At 65.0% G+C, this 18,812-nt stretch carries 22 protein-coding genes; 10 read left to right on the plus strand and 12 right to left on the minus strand.

The features are described 5' to 3' along the window. Positions 1-100: 100 nt before the first annotated feature. The gene (mazG, locus tag ACTXGA_RS03005; protein WP_443391646.1) at positions 101-934 is read right to left on the minus strand and encodes a nucleoside triphosphate pyrophosphohydrolase; all 834 of its coding nucleotides are present in this window, start codon (positions 932-934) and stop codon (positions 101-103) included. A gap of 65 nt (positions 935-999) precedes the next feature. Here mazG and ACTXGA_RS03010 point away from each other — a divergent pair, with 65 nt between their 5' ends. The 4 genes from ACTXGA_RS03010 to ACTXGA_RS03025 all read left to right on the plus strand — a co-directional run bounded on the left by ACTXGA_RS03010 (position 1,000) and on the right by ACTXGA_RS03025 (position 4,969). Then, the gene (locus ACTXGA_RS03010; protein ID WP_443391647.1) at positions 1,000-2,154 is read left to right on the plus strand and encodes a M20 aminoacylase family protein; all 1,155 of its coding nucleotides are present in this window, start codon (positions 1,000-1,002) and stop codon (positions 2,152-2,154) included. 70 nt (positions 2,155-2,224) lie between these two features. Next, positions 2,225-3,388, plus strand: coding sequence for a M20 aminoacylase family protein (locus tag ACTXGA_RS03015; RefSeq protein WP_443391648.1), 1,164 nt, complete (start codon positions 2,225-2,227; stop codon positions 3,386-3,388). 104 nt (positions 3,389-3,492) lie between these two features. Further along, positions 3,493-4,458 carry an agmatinase gene (speB, locus tag ACTXGA_RS03020; protein WP_443391649.1) on the plus strand — a complete coding sequence of 322 codons (966 nt, stop codon included), beginning with the start codon at positions 3,493-3,495 and terminating at the stop codon, positions 4,456-4,458. Positions 4,459-4,558: 100 nt separating this feature from the next. Further along, positions 4,559-4,969 carry a DUF1499 domain-containing protein gene (locus tag ACTXGA_RS03025; protein ID WP_443391650.1) on the plus strand — a complete coding sequence of 137 codons (411 nt, stop codon included), beginning with the start codon at positions 4,559-4,561 and terminating at the stop codon, positions 4,967-4,969. 97 nt (positions 4,970-5,066) lie between these two features. Here ACTXGA_RS03025 and ACTXGA_RS03030 read toward each other — a convergent pair whose 3' ends face one another. Further along, positions 5,067-5,726, minus strand: a complete 660-nt coding sequence (locus ACTXGA_RS03030) for a helix-turn-helix transcriptional regulator (protein WP_443391651.1) — start codon at positions 5,724-5,726, stop codon at positions 5,067-5,069. A gap of 180 nt (positions 5,727-5,906) precedes the next feature. Here ACTXGA_RS03030 and ACTXGA_RS03035 point away from each other — a divergent pair, with 180 nt between their 5' ends. The 4 genes from ACTXGA_RS03035 to ACTXGA_RS03050 are packed head-to-tail and all read left to right on the plus strand — an operon-like array spanning position 5,907 to position 8,418. Beyond that, positions 5,907-6,131: a twin-arginine translocase TatA/TatE family subunit gene (locus ACTXGA_RS03035; RefSeq protein WP_443391652.1), complete on the plus strand. Its 225-nt coding sequence runs from the start codon at positions 5,907-5,909 to the stop codon at positions 6,129-6,131. A 6-nt stretch (positions 6,132-6,137) separates the two neighbouring features. After that, positions 6,138-6,614, plus strand: a complete 477-nt coding sequence (gene tatB, locus ACTXGA_RS03040) for a Sec-independent protein translocase protein TatB (protein WP_443391653.1) — start codon at positions 6,138-6,140, stop codon at positions 6,612-6,614. Further along, the gene (tatC, locus tag ACTXGA_RS03045) at positions 6,611-7,564 is read left to right on the plus strand and encodes a twin-arginine translocase subunit TatC (protein WP_443391654.1); all 954 of its coding nucleotides are present in this window, start codon (positions 6,611-6,613) and stop codon (positions 7,562-7,564) included. The genes tatB and tatC overlap by 4 nt, the downstream gene beginning before the upstream one ends. 56 nt (positions 7,565-7,620) lie before the next feature. Then, positions 7,621-8,418, plus strand: a complete 798-nt coding sequence (locus ACTXGA_RS03050; RefSeq protein WP_443392025.1) for an ATP-binding protein — start codon at positions 7,621-7,623, stop codon at positions 8,416-8,418. Between the two features lie 18 nt (positions 8,419-8,436). On the opposite strand, the gene ACTXGA_RS03055 is transcribed toward ACTXGA_RS03050, so the two are convergent. From ACTXGA_RS03055 to ACTXGA_RS03075, 5 genes are all read right to left on the minus strand, one after another. After that, a complete protein-coding gene (locus ACTXGA_RS03055) occupies positions 8,437-9,609 on the minus strand; it encodes a LysM peptidoglycan-binding domain-containing protein (protein ID WP_443391655.1) in 1,173 nt (390 codons plus the stop codon). An 81-nt stretch (positions 9,610-9,690) separates the two neighbouring features. After that, positions 9,691-10,332: a protein-L-isoaspartate(D-aspartate) O-methyltransferase gene (locus ACTXGA_RS03060; RefSeq protein WP_443391656.1), complete on the minus strand. Its 642-nt coding sequence runs from the start codon at positions 10,330-10,332 to the stop codon at positions 9,691-9,693. Beyond that, a complete protein-coding gene (gene surE / locus ACTXGA_RS03065; RefSeq protein WP_443391657.1) occupies positions 10,329-11,114 on the minus strand; it encodes a 5'/3'-nucleotidase SurE in 786 nt (261 codons plus the stop codon). The genes ACTXGA_RS03060 and surE overlap by 4 nt, the downstream gene beginning before the upstream one ends. 126 nt (positions 11,115-11,240) lie before the next feature. Continuing rightward, a complete protein-coding gene (locus tag ACTXGA_RS03070; RefSeq protein ID WP_443391659.1) occupies positions 11,241-11,879 on the minus strand; it encodes an SDR family NAD(P)-dependent oxidoreductase in 639 nt (212 codons plus the stop codon). Positions 11,880-12,040: 161 nt separating this feature from the next. Then, a complete protein-coding gene (locus tag ACTXGA_RS03075) occupies positions 12,041-12,598 on the minus strand; it encodes a DUF2199 domain-containing protein (RefSeq protein ID WP_443391660.1) in 558 nt (185 codons plus the stop codon). 114 nt (positions 12,599-12,712) lie between these two features. Here ACTXGA_RS03075 and ACTXGA_RS03080 point away from each other — a divergent pair, with 114 nt between their 5' ends. Next, the gene (locus ACTXGA_RS03080) at positions 12,713-13,024 is read left to right on the plus strand and encodes a hypothetical protein (protein WP_443391661.1); all 312 of its coding nucleotides are present in this window, start codon (positions 12,713-12,715) and stop codon (positions 13,022-13,024) included. On the opposite strand, the gene ACTXGA_RS03085 is transcribed toward ACTXGA_RS03080, so the two are convergent. The 3 genes from ACTXGA_RS03085 to purF all read right to left on the minus strand — a co-directional run bounded on the left by ACTXGA_RS03085 (position 13,021) and on the right by purF (position 15,507). Continuing rightward, a complete protein-coding gene (locus ACTXGA_RS03085; protein WP_443391662.1) occupies positions 13,021-13,287 on the minus strand; it encodes an amidophosphoribosyltransferase in 267 nt (88 codons plus the stop codon). The genes ACTXGA_RS03080 and ACTXGA_RS03085 overlap by 4 nt on opposite strands. A 139-nt stretch (positions 13,288-13,426) precedes the next feature. Next, a complete protein-coding gene (locus tag ACTXGA_RS03090) occupies positions 13,427-14,008 on the minus strand; it encodes an SMI1/KNR4 family protein (RefSeq protein WP_443391663.1) in 582 nt (193 codons plus the stop codon). Beyond that, a complete protein-coding gene (gene purF / locus ACTXGA_RS03095) occupies positions 14,005-15,507 on the minus strand; it encodes an amidophosphoribosyltransferase (RefSeq protein ID WP_443391664.1) in 1,503 nt (500 codons plus the stop codon). Before purF ends, ACTXGA_RS03090 begins: the two co-directional genes overlap by 4 nt. Positions 15,508-15,729: 222 nt before the next feature. On the opposite strand from purF, the gene ACTXGA_RS03100 reads away from it, so the two are divergent. Continuing rightward, positions 15,730-16,662 (plus strand): sulfotransferase, encoded by a 933-nt coding sequence (locus tag ACTXGA_RS03100; protein WP_443391665.1) that lies wholly within the window; start codon positions 15,730-15,732, stop codon positions 16,660-16,662. Positions 16,663-16,738: 76 nt separating this feature from the next. Here the strand turns inward: ACTXGA_RS03100 and ACTXGA_RS03105 are convergent, their stop codons facing one another. Continuing rightward, positions 16,739-17,296 carry a CvpA family protein gene (locus ACTXGA_RS03105; RefSeq protein WP_443391666.1) on the minus strand — a complete coding sequence of 186 codons (558 nt, stop codon included), beginning with the start codon at positions 17,294-17,296 and terminating at the stop codon, positions 16,739-16,741. A gap of 63 nt (positions 17,297-17,359) precedes the next feature. Next, complete coding sequence (radA, locus tag ACTXGA_RS03110; protein WP_443391667.1) at positions 17,360-18,727, minus strand: DNA repair protein RadA; 1,368 nt, start codon at positions 18,725-18,727, stop codon at positions 17,360-17,362. Positions 18,728-18,812: the final 85 nt, after the last annotated feature.

Below are 18,812 nucleotides of genomic sequence, written 5' to 3' on the forward strand. Positions count from 1 at the left end.
GACGCGGGCAATCGTCAATGAAAGGTGAATTCGTCTCTGGAAGCCATTGAAGTCGTTGCGTCAACTTGGGCGCCACGCGTGGACACCCAAATCCACGGCCTCAGCCCCCAGCCTTTTCCCCGGCCTTTTTCGCAGCCTTTTCCGCCGCCTTGGCCGCATCCCAAAGGCCGTCCATTTCCTCCAGATCGCTGTCCTCGGGCCGCCGCCCATCCTCTGCCAGCGCCGCCTCGATCGCCCGGAACCGCCGGGTGAATTTCGCATTGGCCGCCCGCAGCGCCGCCTCCGGATCGATCCCCAGATGCCGCCCCAGATTGGCCATGACAAACAGCAGGTCGCCGAACTCCTCGAACCGTTCCTCATCGTCGGGTGCCTGCCGCAGCTCGTCCATTTCCTCGCGCAGCTTGTCCATGACCTCATCCGTGGTGGGCCAGTCGAACCCCACCCGCGCCGCCCTTTTCTGCAGCTTCACCGCCCGCAAAAGCGCGGGCAATCCCAAAGCCACCCCGTCCAGCACCCCGGTTTCCGCCTTGGCCGCGCGCTCGGCGGCCTTGATCGTCTCCCAGTCGCGGGTCTGCTGCTCGGCCGACTTGTCCCGGGTCGCATCGCCAAAGACATGCGGATGCCGCGCCACCATCTTGTCCGACATCCCGTCGGCCACCTCGTCAAAGGTGAATAGACCGGCATCGGCAGCGATCTGCGCGTGAAAGACCGATTGGAAGAGCAGGTCGCCCAACTCGCCCTTCAACTCGTCCCAGGCCTCGCGCTCGATCGCGTCGGCGACCTCATAGGCCTCTTCGATGGTATAGGGCGCGATGGTGGCAAAGCTCTGTTCCAGGTCCCAGGGGCAGCCGCCTTCGGGGTCGCGCAGCCGCCGCATGATTTCCACCAGACGCGGCATCCCGCCTTTCGGATCGTGGATCAGATCGTCACTCATTGCATCCGCCCTCGCTTTGGCCCTTTAGTCCTCGACATGAGGGATCAGGCGCAGGGAGTCCAGCCATGGCGGTCATCAACCGGATAGCCGGATTTGCCGACGAGATGGCAGGCTGGCGGCGCCACCTGCACCGGCACCCGGAACTGAGCCTCGACTGCCATGAAACGGCGCGTTTCGTGGTCGAACGGCTGCGCGACTTCGGCGTGACCGAGATCCATGAAGGCATCGCCACCAGCGGCGTCGTCGCGGTGATCGAAGGCCAGGGCGACGGCCCTGTAACCGGCCTGCGTGCCGACATGGACGCGTTGCCCATGCAGGAAAACACCGGCGCAGACTGGGCCAGCACCGTGCCCGGGCGGATGCACGCCTGTGGCCATGACGGCCATACCACGATGCTGCTGGGGGCTGCGAAATACCTTTCCGAAACGCGTCGCTTCACGGGCCGCGTGGTGCTGATCTTTCAACCGGCGGAGGAAACCGTGGGCGGCGGGCGCATCATGGTCGAGGAAGGGATCATGGACCGCTTTGGCGTGCAGGAGGTCTATGCGCTGCACACCGACCCCTTTGGCGAACTGGGAGAGTTCCGCACCACTCCGGGTCCGATCATGGCGGCAGCGGATGAATTCTATGTCACGGTGCGCGGGCAGGGAGGCCATGCCGCCTATCCGCAGACCTGCCGGGATCCGATGCCCGCCGCGCTTGCCATCGGGCAGGCCTTGCAGACGGTGGTTTCGCGCAACACCGATCCGCTGGCGGCGCTGGTGGTTTCCCTGACCATGATCCACGGCGGCAGTGCGTCGAACATCATCCCCGAAGAGGTCAGCCTGGGCGGCACCGTGCGCAGCCTGACACCCGATGTGCGGGACATGGCGCAGCGGCGTATCACCGAAATCGTCTCCAGCATCGCGGCGGGGTATGGCGTCGAAGCCGAACTCGATTACCAGCGCAATTACCCGCCCACCATCAACCATGCGCAACAGACCCGTTTCGCCGCCGACATCGGGCATCAGGTCTCGGCCTCCGTCATCGACAACCTGCCGCCCGAGATGGGGGCCGAAGATTTTTCCTACATGCTGGAGGCCCGCCCCGGCGCCTTCCTGTTCCTCGGGCAGGGGATCGGCCCCTCCGTCCATCACCCGCAGTTCGACTTCAACGATGCCGCCGCACCCTATGGGGCAAGCTTCTTTGCCACCCTGATCGAACGGCGGCACGCCCTGTAACCAGCACGCGATGCTCACGGTCTTTTCATCTCCGCGCCAAGCGGGCAGTCTGCGCGCAAAGGAGATATCAATGCCCATCGTGAATTCCATCGCCGCGCTCGAACCGGACATGACCGCATGGCGGCAGTACCTGCACCAACACCCGGAATTGGGATTGGACTGCTTCAAGACGGCGGAGTTCGTGGTCGAGCGTCTGACGGAATTCGGCATCACGGAAATCCACACCGGCATCGCCCGGACCGGCATCGTCGCCCTCATCGACGGCCGCGCGCCGGGGCGCACCATCGGGCTGCGGGCCGACATGGACGCGCTGCCGATGGAGGACCTGTCCGGCACGGAATATGCGTCGAAAGTGCCGGGCATGGCGCATACCTGCGGCCATGACGGTCATACGACGATGCTGCTGGGGGCGGCGAAATACCTGTCGGAGACCCGAAATTTCGCCGGCCGCGTGGCGTTGATCTTTCAGCCGGCCGAGGAGAACGATGGCGGCGGGCGGATCATGGTCGAAGAGGGCATGATGGACCGGTTCGACATTGCAGAGGTCTACGGCATTCACAACGCGCCCGGAGAGACGGCAGGGAATCTGCTGACCAATCGCGGCGCACTGTTGGCGGGGGTGGATGAATTCACGATCCGGATCACCGGGCAGGGCGGCCACGGGGCCATGCCATTCCAGACCCGTGATCCCGTGGTCTGCGCGGCATCGATAGTGCAGGCGCTGCAGACGATCGTCAGCCGCAACGTCGATGCGCTGGACCGGCTGGTTGTCAGCGTGACCCAGATCCATACCGGCACGGCGATGAACATCGTGCCGGAAACCGCCGTGCTGAACGGCACCGTGCGTTATTTCGACAAGGCTGTGCAGGCCGTGGTCAAGGACCGCATGGCCGAAATCGCCGAGTTCCAGGCCAAAAGCTTCGGAATGTCGGCGGAGCTTGAGTACGAGGAAGGTTACCCGCCGACGATCAATCACCCGGAACAGGCCGAATTCGCCGCCGAAGTCGCGCGAGAGGTCGTCGGGGCCGAGGCCGTCGAACTTGACGCGCCACCGATCATGCCGGGCGAAGATTTCTCCTACATGTTGGAGGCGCGACCGGGCGCCTACCTTTTCCTCGGACAGGGGGAGGGGCCGGTCTGCCATCACCCGAAATATGACTTCAACGACAGGATCGCGCCGGTCGGGGCCAGCTTTTTCGCCCGCCTCGTCGAAAAGGCCTTGCCGCTGGGCTGACCGGCCCTGTTTCTTCTCTTTGAAAATACCGCCGGGGGTGAATTGGCCGCAGGCCAAGAGGGGGCAGCGCCCCCTTGCCCCGATCAACATGCAGGACTGTTCAGATGAGCCTCGAAGACGCCAAACGCCAGATCGACCACGCCTTCACACGCGAAGACCTCAAGGGGCCGTCCTTTGAAAACGTCTTTGCCGGGGCGCCGTCTTTTCTGCGTCGCAAGTACACCAAGGATCTGACCGGCGTGGACGTGGCCGTGACCGGGCTGCCTTTCGATCAGGCGGTGACCAACCGTCCCGGCACGCGGCTGGGCCCTCGCGCGATCCGCGAGGCGTCGCTCTTGCAGACGATGGATGTGCCCTATGGCTGGGACTTTGACGTGCTGTCCGAATTCGCCATCGCGGATTATGGCGACATGGCCTTCGACTACGCCATGCCCTCCGAGGTGCCGGACCGCATCGCCGAACATGTGGGCGGCATTCTGAGCGCGGGCGCGGGCTGTATCGTTCTGGGCGGCGACCATTCGGTGACGCTGGGCTGTCTGCGGGCGCATGCGGAAAAGCACGGACCGCTGAGCGTGATCCAGTTCGATGCACATACGGACACATGGGCAGATGATGATTTCGCCCGCGTCGATCACGGGACCTTCATGTACAAGGCCGCGAAAGAGGGGATCGTGGTGCCGGAGCGGTCGGTGCAGATCGGTATCCGCACGGACAATCCAGATACCATCGGCTTCAACATCCTTGACGCCCGGCAGGTCCATGACGAGGGGCCGGAGCGCATTGCCCAGCGGGTGCATGAGATCGTCGGGGCACAGCCCTGCTACCTGACCTTCGACATCGACGCGCTGGACCCGGCCTTTGCGCCGGGCACGGGCACGCCGGTCTGGGGCGGGTTGAACAGCCATCAGGCGGCGGTGATCCTGCGCCACCTTGCGGGGATCGACCTGAAAGGCGGCGATGTGGTCGAGGTTTCGCCGCCGTTCGACACCACGGGAGCCACGGCCATCGCCGCTGCCCATGTGGCGACGGAACTGCTTTGCCTTTGGGGCTGGACGCGGCGCGGCGGCTGATGCCCGCGGATTTCCAAAAGCTTGGCTTTCAGAATCGGCGCTATCCGTGGCATGCCGAAGGCGGGGAGTGGCGCAATCGGGGTTTGGGACATTGATCCGCATGATATTTTTCATTCTGATTTTGCTGGCCATCGGCGGGCTGGCATGGATCCGTCTTGCGCCGTCGGATCCGGCGGTCTGGCACGTCGATCCCCAGGTGACGGCGGATCAGGATCTGGCCGCCGGGGTGCGGCGGCGGATTTCGGGGGCGGGTGAGGACGGCTTTGTTCGGCTGCACACGATCATCCTGTCGACCCCGCGCACCGATGTTCTGGCTGGCGGGCCGGATGAGGGTCAGGCCACCTATGTGACGCGGTCCAAATGGATGGGCTTTCCCGACTACACCACCGTCCGGGCCGAAGGCGAGGTGCTGGAACTTTGGGCGCGGGCCCGGTTCGGGACCTCGGACATGGGGGTGAATCGCAAGCGGGTCGAGGGCTGGCTGGCGGAGTTGCAGGCCGGGACGGAATAGGGTGTCCACGCGTGGCGCCCTAGTTGACGTAACGACTTCAATGGCTTCCAGAGACGATTTTACCTCTGCCTAACGAATGGCGCCACCGCAGGTAGCCTCAATCGCTGCGCGCGCGCCAGTCGGCGAGGGTCTTGCCCGGCTCGTCCACAAAGAGACCGGGCAGGGGTGTCAGGCTTTCGATGCGGTCGATGCGGAAGGTGGAGAAGGTGCCCGCGCTTTCATCCCATGCGACGCAGGTCCAGACCCGGCCAAAATAGTCGATGTGCAGCGGGCGGATGTCATGCATGGCCCCGCCAAGCCCGATGCGCAGGCGCTGGCGGGCGCGAATCGCCGCGCGGATGACGGGCATATGGGCAAAGCCGCGCGCAGCCTCGGCAAAGGCATCGGTGGCAAAACCGAAGGGGGCGGGCGTCGGCCCGGCATCCTCGGGCAGCACGGCCTCGATCTTGGCCGCCAGCCTGCGGGCGTCCGCCGCCTGTTCCGGCAAATCAGAGGCCCCAAGTGCCGCCAGCGCCAGATGCAGCGCCTCCAGCTCTCCGTCGGTCAGGTTCAGGGGTGGCAGGGTGATCGCGGCCTGCACGGTATATCCATAGCCGCGCGCGCCCTCGACCGGGACGCCGGAGGCGGCCAGCACCTCCATGTCGCGATAGATCGTGCGGACGGAGACGCCCAGATCCTGTGCCATCGCCTCTGCGGTGTGCAACTTGCCGTCGCGCAGGCGCTGCATCAGGGCATAAAGCCGGTCCTTGCGATTCATTTCGGCCCCTCCATCGGGTCACATACTGACAAAAACCTGACAACTGACAAGGTCATGACAAAACGAACCGGTTTTCTTGTCGTTTCGGCGCTTTTCCGGAGACGGAACAGACTATAGATACGCTTCGTGGAATTCATGCGCGGGCCCGGGACGGGCACCGCACTGCCAAGGAGAGAGACCATGGGTATCGGAAACATCGGCCTTCCCGGCCTTCTGCTGATCGCCGTCGTCGTGCTGGTGCTGTTCGGCCGCGGCAAGATCTCTTCGCTGATGGGCGAAGTGGGCAAGGGCATCACGGCCTTCAAGAAGGGCGTCAGCGAAAGCACCGCCGAACTGGAAGACCAGAAGGCGGAAGAGGCCAAGGACGTCACGCCCGAAGACGAAAAAGACAAGGACAAGGTGTAATCCACCATGTTCGATCTTGGTTTTGGCGAACTGCTGATCATCGGGATCGTTGCGCTGATCATCGTCGGTCCAAAGGACCTGCCGGTGCTGTTCCGCAACGTGGGCCGGTTCATGGGCAAGGCGCGCGGGATGGCGCGCGAATTCAGTCGTGCCATGAACGAGGCGGCGGATGAATCCGGCGTGCGCGACGTGGCCAAGACAATCAGGACGGCGACCAACCCGGTGAGCAGTGCCATGGACGGCGTCAAGGACGCCGCCAAGTCCATGACCAACCTCGACCCGGACAGCGAGACCGGCAAGCTGGCCAAGGAACGCGACGAGGCCCGCAAGAAGATCGAGGCCAACGCCGCCCGCGCCTCTGCCGCGCGCAAGCAGCGCGAGGCCGAGGACGCCCTGAAACGGGCCGAGGAACTCGAAGCGTCGCTGAAGGCGGATGAGACACCGGCCCCGGCGGGTCCGGAAGAAGGGGACACCAAGGCATGAACAATGCCAATGACGAGATCGAGGACAGCTCGGCCCCGCTGATCGAGCATCTGGCAGAACTGCGCACCCGCCTGATCCGGTCGGTGATTGCCCTGCTGATCGGCATCTGCATCTGCTTCATCCCGATCAACGGCGATTTCATCGCCGAACATATCCTGCGTTACCTTCTGGTGCCGATCGAAACCACGCTGCGGGCGTTGGGCGACCCGTCGCCGACGCTGCAATACACCAGCCCGCAGGAATACCTTTTCGTTCTGTTCCGCATCGGTCTGGTGTTCGGCTTTGCGATGGCCTTTCCGGTCATCGCGCACCAGTTGTGGCGGTTTATCGCGCCGGGCCTGTACCGGTCCGAAAAGAACGCCTTTCTGCCGTTCCTGATCGCCTCTCCGGTGATGTTCCTGCTGGGGGCCAGCTTTGCCCATCTGGTGGTGACGCCGCTGGCGATGGCCTTTTTCCTTGGCTTCACCGACGCGCCGTCGGTCTTTGCCAACCTGATGTCCGGCACGGTCGATGCCGAAGGGGTGGCCGCCGTGGCGGTGCCGGAAACGACCGAGGGGCTGAAGATCACCTTCTTCGGCAAGGTGAACGAGAGCCTGCAGACCTCGCTGGTGTTCATCATGGCCTTTGGCCTGTGTTTCCAGCTGCCCGTGCTGCTGACCCTGATGGGCAAGGCCGGCATGGTCAGCGCGGAAGGTCTGGGATCGGTGCGCAAATACGCGGCGGTGGGCATTCTGGTGCTGGCCGCGCTGGTGACGCCGCCGGACGTGGTGACGCAGGTGATCCTGTTCACCGTGGTCTATGGCCTCTACGAGGTGTCCATCTTCCTTGTGCGCCGCGTCGAGAAACGGCGTGAGGCCGACCTGAAGGCGCAGGGCCTGTGGTTCGAGGAAGAGCCCGACACGGAGAATGACCCGCTGATGGCGGAGTTCGACGAGGACGAGCGCAAGTGACGAAAACAGGCGGCAAGCGGATTTCGCTGAAACGCATCGCCGAGGCGCTGGAGCGGATGGCTCCGGCGCCTCAACCCGTGCCGGAGTTCGACGCGGCAGAGGCCTTTGTCTGGCATGTCGATCCGGATCGGCTGGAACCGGTGCAACGGGTCAACCGCATCGAGTTGGACCTGCTGGTGGGGATCGACCGGTCGCGCGATACCCTGTTGGAGAACACCCGCCAGTTCGCGCGCGGATTGCCCGCGAACAACGCCCTGCTCTGGGGCGCGCGGGGCATGGGGAAATCCAGTGTTGTCAAAGCGGTACACGCCGCAGTTCAGGCAGAAGGTCTGCCGCTGAAGCTGGTCGAATTGCAGCGCGAGGATCTGGGATCTGTTGGGCGGTTGCTGAACGTGCTGCGCGGTGCGTCGGCGCGCTTTGTGCTGTTCTGCGATGACCTGTCGTTCAGCCATGACGATGAACACTACAAAAGCCTGAAGGCGGTGCTGGACGGCGGGATCGAGGGGCGGCCCGAGAACGTGCTGTTCTACGCCACGTCGAACCGCCGCCACCTGATGCCGCGCGACATGATCGAGAACGAACGGTCAACCGCGATCAATCCCTCCGAGGCGGTCGAGGAAAAGGTGTCGCTGTCGGATCGGTTCGGGCTGTGGCTGGGATTCCACCCCTGTTCGCAGGACGAATACCTGGAGATGATCCGGGGCTATTGCGATGCCTATGGCGTGCAGGTTTCAGACGAGGAACTGCGCGCGGGGGCCATCGAATGGCAGGCGACGCGCGGGGCGCGGTCCGGTCGGGTTGCCTGGCAGTTCTTTGTCGATCTGGCGGGAAAGAAGGGCGTGTCGCTGGGCTGACACGCCCCTTGGGGCCGGTTATTTCAGGTAGGACATCGGGTCCGTGCTATCGAGACCCTTGCGCACCTCGAAGTGCAGGAAGCCCACGTCACCCGGTGCGACGCGGCCGATCTGCTGACCCTTGCTGACGGAATCGCCTACGTTCACGGTGATATCGGCCACGTTCAGGTAGACCGTGTTCAGGTTGTCCGGGTGGCGGACGATGACAAAGCTGGCGCCATCGGTCTTTTTGCTGACACTGATGACAGAGCCGTTTGCGGCGGCAGAGACCGGCGTGCCGGGCGAGGCGCTGATGTCGATGCCCGGGTTCGATCCGGCGCTGTATTCGCGGATGATCGGGCCAGAGACGGGCATGACCATGGCGGCGGCCGATTTGGCCTTGTCCTGGCCGATGTCGACGATCGGTTGGGTCGGCTTTGGGTCGGGCTTGGCCGCGACGCGCGGTTCCGGCGTGACCTCCGGCAGCGGCGTGGCGGCCGAGGGCGGCACCGGCGTGGGCGAGCCTGCGCCCGGAGCCGGTACATTGGCGTCAAGCGGCTGCGCGGCGGCGGTGGCCTGTGCCACCGGGATCAGCAGGTACTGGCCTTCGCGGATGCGGAACTGGCTGTCGAGCCCGTTCCATTCGGCCAGCGCCCGGGGCGAGACCTGATAGAGCCGCGCGATGGTAAAGGCGGTCTCGCCACGCGCGACCTTGTGCCGGATCGGTTCCACCCCGGTCCGGACATCGCTGCTGCTGCGGCGGCTGGTGTCGGGGGCGTTGTTGATCGCGTTCGAGGCCAGAGTGGTGACATCCACCGACGATGGCGGCTGGATCGGGCCGGTGGTGGCCGCGCCGGTCAGGGGCGAGGGTTCGGCCACGCGGCGCGGCAGGGCGACGATTTCGCCTTGGCGCAGCGGGTCGTTGGCCTGAATGCCATTGTAGCGCGCCAGTTCCGAGGCGGGAAGGCCAACGCGGGCGGCCACGTCTGACAGGGTATCGCCGCGCCGCGCAACGGCGACCTGGTAACTGGGGTAGGAGATGACGCCGCGATCATCCGGGTCGGGGCGGTCTGTCGTGGCCCTGAGCGCGGCATCGGTGGTGTCCACCTGCCCGCCGATCCCGCCACGCAGGTCTAGGTCAAAGCCATCGGAACAGGCCGACAACAGGGCAAGCAGCGCAAGGGCCGTCATTGGGCGGGAGGCAAAGCTCATCTCGATATCCTCACATGCGCCCCTGTCTCCGGGGCTTCACTGCATTTGCGGCGCTGTCCTACCGCCGCGCCGGGGCAGCGGTCAATCCTTGCCGAGCCCCTCGACCAGCGGCACAAAGCGTACGGGCCGCATTTCGTCGTATTCATATCCGCTTTCGTGCCTGGTGACGCGGATCAGGCTCTGCACTGCGTCGGACTGCCCGACCGGCACAATCATGATACCGCCAATCTTCAACTGGGCCAATAGGGGGCCGGGCGGGTCTTCGGCGGCTGCGGTCACGATGATACGGTCAAAGGGCGCCTGATCGGGCAGGCCAAAGGAACCATCGGCGGTAAAGGCGGTGATATTGGTCAGCTCCAACTGGTCGAAGACCGCGCGGGCCGCCTGAACCAGCCGGCGGTGGCGGTCGACGGTATAGACCCGCCGCGCCAGCAGCGAGAGGACCGCCGCCTGATAGCCAGAGCCGGTGCCGACCTCCAGCACCTTGTCGCGCGGTCCCACCTTCAGCGCCTGCGTCATCAGGCCGACGACGGAGGGCTGCGAAATGGTCTGCCCGCAGGCGATCGGCAGCGGCATGTCCTCATAGGCGCGGTCGGTGAAATAGCCCTGGATGAACAGGCCACGGTCGATCCGCTCCATCGCGTTCAGGACCGCCTTGTCGGTTACGCCCTTGGAGCGGAGTGCAAAGAGAAACTGCATCTTGGCTTCGGCGTCGAAGCTCATCCGAACGCGTCCCCCAGCGCGGCGAGGGCGGCGTGATCCGTCAAATCGGCGCGCATGGGCGTGACGCTGATCCAGCCCTTGAGGTTCATGTCCGCGTCACAGCCTTCTTCGGTTGCGGCGCGCTGATCGCCGCCGCGCACCCAGAGGAACCTGCGGCCAGAGGGCGAATGCGTCGCTTCGACCGAAAACCGGGTGTCGCGGCGCAGGCCTTGAGGGGCTGCGACAAGGCCCTGCACGTTCGCCGCCGAGACGGGCGGGAAATTCACGTTGTAGAACAGCCGGTAGCCGCTCTGCTGCGGCGGGTCGGCGCGCATGATGCGGCGGACCACGGCGGCGCCGTGCTCTCTTGCGGCTTCGAAGGGGTCGTCGGCCAAGGCGTTTTCGGGCCCGTAGTATTGTGACAGGGCGATGGCGGGCAGGCCCTGCAGAGCCGCCTCAAGCGCGCCGCCGAGCGTGCCGGAATAGAGCGCGTTCTCGGCCGAGTTGTTGCCCCGGTTCACCCCCGAAAGCACGAGGTGCGGCGGATCTTCCTTCAGCACGTCATGCAGGCCGGCCAACACGCAATCGGCGGGGCTGCCTTCGGCGGCAAATGTGCGCTCATCCAGTTTCGCGATCATCGTCGGGTGGGTGTAGGAGATGCAATGCGCCACGCCGGATTGTTCAAAGGCGGGGGCCACGGTCCAGACCTCGCCTTCGGGGCCTGCAAGCTCCTCGGCGATATGCCGGAGCACCTTCAGCCCCGGTGCGTTGATACCGTCGTCATTGGTGATGAGGATGCGCATTCTGGCCCGCCCGGATTGATTTGTTTCTCTGTATTGAAACGGCGGGCGTGGGGCAAGCGGCGGTCCGCCCATGCCTGCGGTGCAGGCATGGAAAGACGTCGGGCGTGGCTTTCCGGCGCGGGCGGGTTAGTCGAGCGTGGCGAGCAGGCGCTTTGCCTCGGCCTCTGCCGTGGCCAGCGCAGCGCGGTCCTCACCGGGGTGAAAACGGGCGCGGGTGGCGGTGGCCATGGGCTTCGGCGTCAGGACGTGGACCTTTGGGCCGGTGCGTTCGGTTTCGGCAGACCAGCTGCGGGCCAGCGCGATCTGCGCGGCCTTGGTGGTGCCGTAGTAGCCGTAGAATTTCTGGCCCTGCACCGGATCGTCAAAGAAAAGGGCGGTTCCGGCCTCTCCCAGCAGGGGGGCGACGAAGGGGACCAGGTGGCCCATGGCGTCGGCATTGGTGGTCAGGGCCTTGCGCCATTCCTTGGGGTCGATGTGGGGCGCGGGGGTCAGGGCGCTGGCATGGATGGCGGTGTGGGCCCAGAGGTCCAGCGCGCCCCAGCGGTCATGGATCGAGCGGCAGAGATGGGCCATGGCGTCGCGGTCGGTCACGTCCATGGGGGCCAGCGTGGCGCTGCCGCCCTTGGCCTGGATGCGGTCGTCCAGCTCTTCGAGGCCGCCGACGGTGCGGGCCACGGCGATGATGTGATGCTCGGGCGCGAGGGCCTCGGCGAGGGCAAAGCCGAGGCCGCGGGAGGCGCCGGTGATGAGGGCAAGCTTTGTCATGGCGGTGATGTGCCGGGGTTTTGGGGCGCGGTCAAGCGGGGCAGGCCGCGGCAAAGCGTGTCCACGCGTGGACAGCTTAGGGGGAATGCAGAATCAAGGGGTTACAAGGACGGTTTTACCCGGCCTTAACCTTTGGCCCGAGCGGGGCGGACGATTTCGGCCTAATCGGCCAGCAGATGCGGGCGGATGTCGTCGCCGGAGTCGGCGTAGATGTCCAGAAGATCGTCAAAAGAAATGCCTTGCGCCTGCGCCTCTGCCAGCGCGCCGTCGAGGACGGTCATCTGCGGACGCTGCGCCGGGTCGGGCAGGGACAGGGTGACGGCGGTGCCGGTCTCATCGTCGAAACCGGGCAGCGGATTGGCCAGCAGCCCCTCGGCATCGGGGAAGGGTGTTGCGGGATCCTCCAGCGTGGCGAGATAGGCGCGAAAGACCGGTTCGGGCACCTCGGCCCAAGGGCCGAAGCTGAAGGCGTCATCGCTGCCGCGCAGGGGCAGGGTCAGCACCGCGCGCAGGAAATAGCGCCCATTGATGCGGGCCAGTTCGGTTGTGAGCCGGTCGCCGTCGATTTCCACATCCTCGCCGCGTTGCAGATGCGGCCAGTCCTCCGGCGCGTCAAAGCCAAGGTCGAAGATGCCGGAAAAGCTGCGCCCGCAGCAGGGGCAGGCGCGGCTGTCATCGTTGAAGCGCCGCCAGCGGGCGTCGAGATCGAGCAGGTTCATGACGATGGTGTGAGCGGCTTTGCACATGTGGTCAAGGGGGGGGCGGTCAAGGGGCTGTGCAGACGGCCCGGCTTGCGTCAGGATGGAGGAGGCATGACTGGTGGGAGAGCGAAGATGTTGCGACTGGTTTTTGCGGCCTGCGTGGGCCTGATCCCCGCCGCCGGTCTGGCGGATGAGATCTCGGGCGAATGGTGTTCGCCCGAGGGAGAGAGCCTGACCATCAAGGGCAGCCGGGTGGTTGCGCCGTCGGGGATCGAAACGGACGGGCAATACAGCCGGCACCGCTATGAGTTCGTGATGCCCGAAGGCGGGGCAGATGCCGGCGCGGTCATCGTGATCCAGCAATTGTCCGACGAAGAGGTCGAGGTCAGCATCGACGGCAGCGCGCCGGTCAGCTGGAGCCGCTGCCGCGCTGTCAGCAGTTAATCGACAGCGGGCTGCGTCAGCCAGTTGGTGGTGCCGCTCTTGTTGAGGGCGATGCGCCCATCCTCGATGGCGATGACCGGATCGCGTCCGATCTTGTCGCCGGGTTGCAGCGTGACAACCTCACCTTCGGCGGTGCGGATCAGCGCCTTGGGCGCGTCGCCGGTGCCGAAGGTGCCAAGCAGGATCAATCCGCCAAGGTCGCCCTTGACGGTGGTGGTGGCGGCCGTGATGACGGCCTCTGGTGTTGCGGTTTCCTGAGCCATTTCTTCCACTCGGGTTGAACAGAGCGCGGCAAATACTGCACTGCAGCATTTCGGGGAAGAGGGGGCAAAAGGCATCCGCCAAAGCCCGCCGAAGCGGGGTGCGACACCGGCACAGCCTTGCCGGTTTTGCTTGGCGGGGTCAGTCCGGCAGGGGGGACAGGCGGGAAAGCGCGTAGTCGCCGGGCGCGTCCGGGTCGAGCAGGAGAAAGGTGTCCTGTCCGCGCGACCAGCGGTCGAACCAGTCAAAGAGCGTCAGGCCGGTATCAAAGAGGGCTGTGCCGATGGGCAGATCCTCATCCCAGGCGCTGGGTTCCCAGATGATGATCCGGTCGCGCGTGGTATCAAGGCAGTCGTACATGGCGCAGCCGAGATGACAGATCGGCAAAAGCCCCTGCGGCCAGAGCCATGTCGGCGTCAGCGGGTCGGGTTTGCGAAAGCCAAGGTAGCGCCGGTCGGCGGTGGCGTCCTGATCGTCGGCAAAGCCGTCACCGATGCCAAGCAGCCCATAGCCGGGGCCAAAGCCGCCGTTGCCGATGTCCTGCCAGATGCGGATAAGAAGCGGTGGAAGCGGGAAATCCAGTGTGGATTGCACGCGCTTTTGGATGTCGGGTGAAAGGGGCGGTGCGGGATTGGCTGCGTGCTGGCCCATGTCGGCCAGCGAGTCGATCCGGGGCAGGCGTGCGCGCAGCCGGTCCAGCAGCGCGCCGTCGTCCCTTGTCACTCGGCCGCCTTCATCTGGAAACCCTTCTGGATCATGTCCGCCGGTTCCACCGGGTATTCCCCGGAGAAGCAGGCGTCACAATACTGCGGGCACTTGGCGTCGCGGCCTTCGGCCTCACCCACGGCGCGGTACAGCCCGTCGAGCGAAATGAATTTCAGGCTGTCGACGCCCAGATGTTCGCACATCTCGTCCTCTGACATGGTCGCGGCCAGCAGCTTTTCGCGCTGGGGCGTGTCGACGCCGTAGAAGCAGGGCCATGCGGTGGGCGGGCTTGCGATGCGGAAGTGCACCTCGGCGGCGCCGGCATCAAGGATCATCTCCTTGATCTTGCGGCTGGTGGTGCCGCGCACAACCGAGTCGTCCACAAGGATCACCTTCTTGCCCTTGATCAGGGCGCGGTTGACGTTGAGCTTGAGCCGCACACCCATGTTGCGGATCTGCTCTGTTGGTTCGATGAAGGTGCGGCCCATGTATTGATTGCGGACGATGCCCATGCCGTAGGGAATGCCGGATTCATGGGCAAAGCCGATGGCGGCGGGGGTGCCGCTGTCGGGGACGGGGCAGACGAGGTCGGCATCGACCGGGGCCTCACGCGCCAGTTCCACGCCGATCTGGCGGCGGGTTTCATAGACCGACCGGCCGCCGATGATGGAATCGGGGCGCGAGAAATAGACGTGTTCGAAGATGCAGAAGCGCGATTTGGCGCGGCGGAAGGGGAAGTGCGATTCGACGCCGCCGTCGGCGGTGATGACCACCATTTCGCCCGGCTCGATTTCGCGCACAAACTCGGCCCCGATGATATCCAGCGCGCAGGTTTCAGAGCTGAGTGCCCAGCCATCGCCGACCTTGCCCAGCACCAGCGGGCGCACGCCCAGCGGGTCACGGACACCGATCAGCTTGGTCCGGGTCATGGCAACAACGCTGAACGCGCCCTCGACCCGGCGCAGCGCGTCCTCCATCCGGGACGGGATGTCGCGCTGCAGGGACCGCGCCATCAGGTGAATGATGCATTCGCTGTCCGAGGAGGACTGAAAGATCGAGCCGCGCTCGATCAGTTCGCGGCGCAGGGCCTCGGCATTGGTGATGTTGCCGTTGTGGGCGATGGCCGCACCGCCCATGGAGAATTCGCCAAAGAAGGGCTGCACATCGCGGATCTGGGTCTGGCCCTTGGAGCCGGCGGTGGAATAGCGCACGTGGCCGATGGCCAGTTGGCCCGGCAGCGTTTCCATCAGCGACTGCTTGGTGAAGTTGTCGCGGACATAGCCGAAGCGCCGGGCGGAATTGAACCCGCCAAGGTCCGGATGGTAGGCCACGATACCACCGGCCTCCTGTCCGCGATGTTGCAGGGCGTGCAGGCCAAGCGCCACGAAGTTCGCCGCGTCGGTGACACCGACGACGCCGAAGATGCCGCATTCCTCCTTGAGCTTGTCGCCATCGTCCGGATCGCGGACGGCGTCGAAGTCAAAAGGATGTGCGGGCGGGAATATAGGGTCGGACAAGAGGGCGGCTCCGAATCCACTTTGCATTCGCAGCAGGGTTTAATGTGCCGGTCCGGGATTGTCACGAAACGATTACATGAGATCTGTGACAGAACCGGCAGATCTGACCAAAAGGGCAGTCTGCTGTCCGATTGCCCTGATACACGCGCCGTTTGCGGCGCTTTGCCCGGTTTTGGGGCCGTGTAGACTTGACCCGGGTTTGACAGCAAAGGTGCACACCGGATGAGTAAGGCGACCAATTGTCCCGACTTCTTTTTGGTGGGGGCTGCGAAGGCCGGGACGACGGCGGTGTACACCTGGTTGCGGCAGCACCCGGGCGCCTTTCTGCCCGAGGTGAAGGAGCCGGGTTATTTTGCCTATGCGGGGCAATCCTCGGCTCCGGCCAAGGGGCCATTTGACCCGCAGTATGTCGGGACGATTTGCACGCGGCATGAGGATTACGCGCGGCTTTATCATGGATCGGGGGATCGGCTGCGGGGCGATCTGTCTCCGGTCTACCTGCTGGATGAGGGAGCCGCCGCCCGTATTGCCGCCGCGCGCCCGGATGCACGCATCATCATCCTGTTGCGCGACCCGGTGGCGCGGGCCTTTTCGCAGTTCAAACACCACAGGCGCGACGGGTTGGAGCCCTGTCAGAGCTTCGAGGCTGCGCTGCAGGCAGAGCCGGAGCGGTTGCAGGCCGGGTGGAGTTGGGGGCACGGATACGCGACCCATGGGCACTATGAAGCGCAGGTCGCGCGCTACCTTTACCATTTTCCGCGCGACCAGATCCTGACACTGGAGCATCAGTCCTTGCTGTCAGATCCGGATCAGGCGTGGCGGGAGATCTGCGGGCATGTCGGGCTGAGTGCCATTCCGCTGGAGAAGAACGAACAGGTGAACGCCACTTCCTCGCTGGACGGTGTGACGGCCCGTCCGGCGATCACCCGCAGGCTTCGTCATCCCGGACCGTTGCAAAAGGCGCTGAAGACCCTGATGCCGCCCGCGGTCCGGAGGGCCCTGCGCCGCAGGATCGAAGGGCGTCCGGGCGATGTGCCGGTCTTGCGGAGCGAAACCCGCGACGCTCTTTCGCGGCAATATGCCGGCGAACGTCTGCGTCTTGAGGAAATGACAGGTCTGTCGCTGACCCATTGGAGCACCGGGACAGACGGTTGATGTCACATCACATCCGGAGCGCCGGTCGGGCGCACCGGAGATGCTTGTGTAGAAATCCTGACAACGGTCGGCGCGGTTACGGCGCTTCGCAGGTGCTCACCAGTTCTTCGTACTGGGCAGTGATCCAGCCAAGGGCGCGTTCGGGGTTCTGATCCTCGATCCGGCCGGTGAACTGGGCAAAGACCGCGGCAGAGCGCGAATCGTCGATCATCGGAATGTCCTGCCCGGTGATCACCACCTCATAGACAAAGAAGGCGATCGCCACGAGTAGGATGCCCCGCGCCACGCCAAAGAAGAACCCCAGCGCCATGTCCAGCCCACCAAGCGCCGTGCGCTTGATGATCGAGGAAAACAGCGGCGTGAACAGCGACACAACCACCAGCGCCACGGTGAAGATGGCGGCAAAGCTGGCGATGATCGCCAATTCGCAGCTGTCCGACAGGAAATCGCCGATCACCGGGATTTCCTTGACCAGAGGCTGCACCTGACCAGCAAAGAGAAAGGCGACGACAGCCGCGGCGATCCAGCCGAGAATTGCCATGGCCTCGCGCACCAGACCGCGCGAATACGCCAGCAACCCCGACAGCACGATGATGACGCCGACGACGCCATCCACGATTGTAAAGCCTTCCATATGCCTCGCTCGCCTCTGTTACTCTGGCCGCGGGGGCCGTGTCTTGCCGTATGCCTGCCGGTTTCAGCCAGCGCCGAACACTTCGCCCACAAAGGTGGTCAGGTCGGGAATCCGCGACAGCTTCATGCCGTCTTCGGACGCGGCCTTTCCCCCTTGCGGCAGGATCGCCGTGGAGAAACCAAGTTTGCGCGCCTCTTTCAATCGGTTTTCTGACTGACCGACCGGACGCAGGCTCCCTGATAGGCTGATTTCGCCGAAAATCACAGTATCGGGGGGCAGGGCGGCGTCCTCGCGGGCGGAAAGTAGCGCAGCGGCCACAGCCAGATCGGCGGCGGGTTCGTTCACGCGCATGCCCCCGGCCACGTTCAGATAGACGTCCAGCCCGGCAAAGGGGATGCCGCAGCGCGATTCGAGCACGGCGAGAATCATCGCCAGACGGCTGCCGTCCCATCCCACGACCGACCGGCGGGGCTGCGAATGCGGGCTGGGCGAGACCAGCGCCTGAAACTCGACCAATACCGGGCGGGTGCCTTCGATGCCGGAAAACACCACCGATCCGGGCGCGGGCTGGCCGCGTTCCGACAGGAACAGGGCAGAGGGGTTCAGGACCTGGCTGAGGCCGCCGCCGGTCATCTCGAAAACGCCGATCTCATCGGTGGGGCCAAAGCGGTTCTTGACCGAGCGCAGGATGCGGAACTGATGGCCGCGCTCACCCTCGAAATAGAGCACGGTGTCGACCATGTGTTCGACCACGCGCGGCCCGGCGATCTGGCCGTCCTTGGTGACGTGACCCACCATCATGACGGAACAGCCTGTGCGCTTTGCGAAGGTGGTCAGCTCATGCGCCGCGGCGCGCACCTGGCTGACGGATCCGGGCACGCTGTCCACGTTGTCGGCCCACATGGTCTGGATCGAATCGATGATCGCCAGATCGGGACGGGTTTCGTCCAGCGTGGTCAGGATGTTGCGCAGATTGGTTTCGGTCGCCAGCTTCACCGGCGCGGTTTCCAGATCCAGCCGCCGCGCCCGCAGACGCACCTGCGCGCTGGCTTCTTCGCCCGAGATATAGACCACTTTCAGCCCGGCGTTGGCAAAGGCTGCGGCGGCTTGCAGCAGCAGCGTCGATTTGCCGATACCCGGATCGCCGCCCACCAGCACCGCGCTGGCCGGAACAAGGCCGCCACCCAGAACCCGGTCGAATTCGTCGATGTTGCAGGTGGTCCGCGGCGGCGGCGCTTCCTTGGTGGCCAGATCGGTCAGGGCCACCGCGCGTCCCCGCGACTGGCCGAGGCTCTTGCCCGAGGGGCCTTGGCTCAGCGGCTTTTCCTCCGCGATGGTGTTCCACTCGCCACAGGATTCGCAGCGGCCTGACCATTTGGAAGTCACGGCGCCGCAGGACTGGCAGACGAAACGGGCGGTAGCTTTGGCCATGGGAACTCCGGCATTGGGGCAGGGCGCTTATGCCTGAACGATGCGCGGGGGCCAATGGGCGGGAGAAGAAATGGGGGCTCCGCCC

Origin of the sequence: Antarctobacter jejuensis, from assembly GCF_052266595.1 — a bacterium.
Lineage (GTDB): Bacteria > Pseudomonadota > Alphaproteobacteria > Rhodobacterales > Rhodobacteraceae > Antarctobacter > Antarctobacter jejuensis.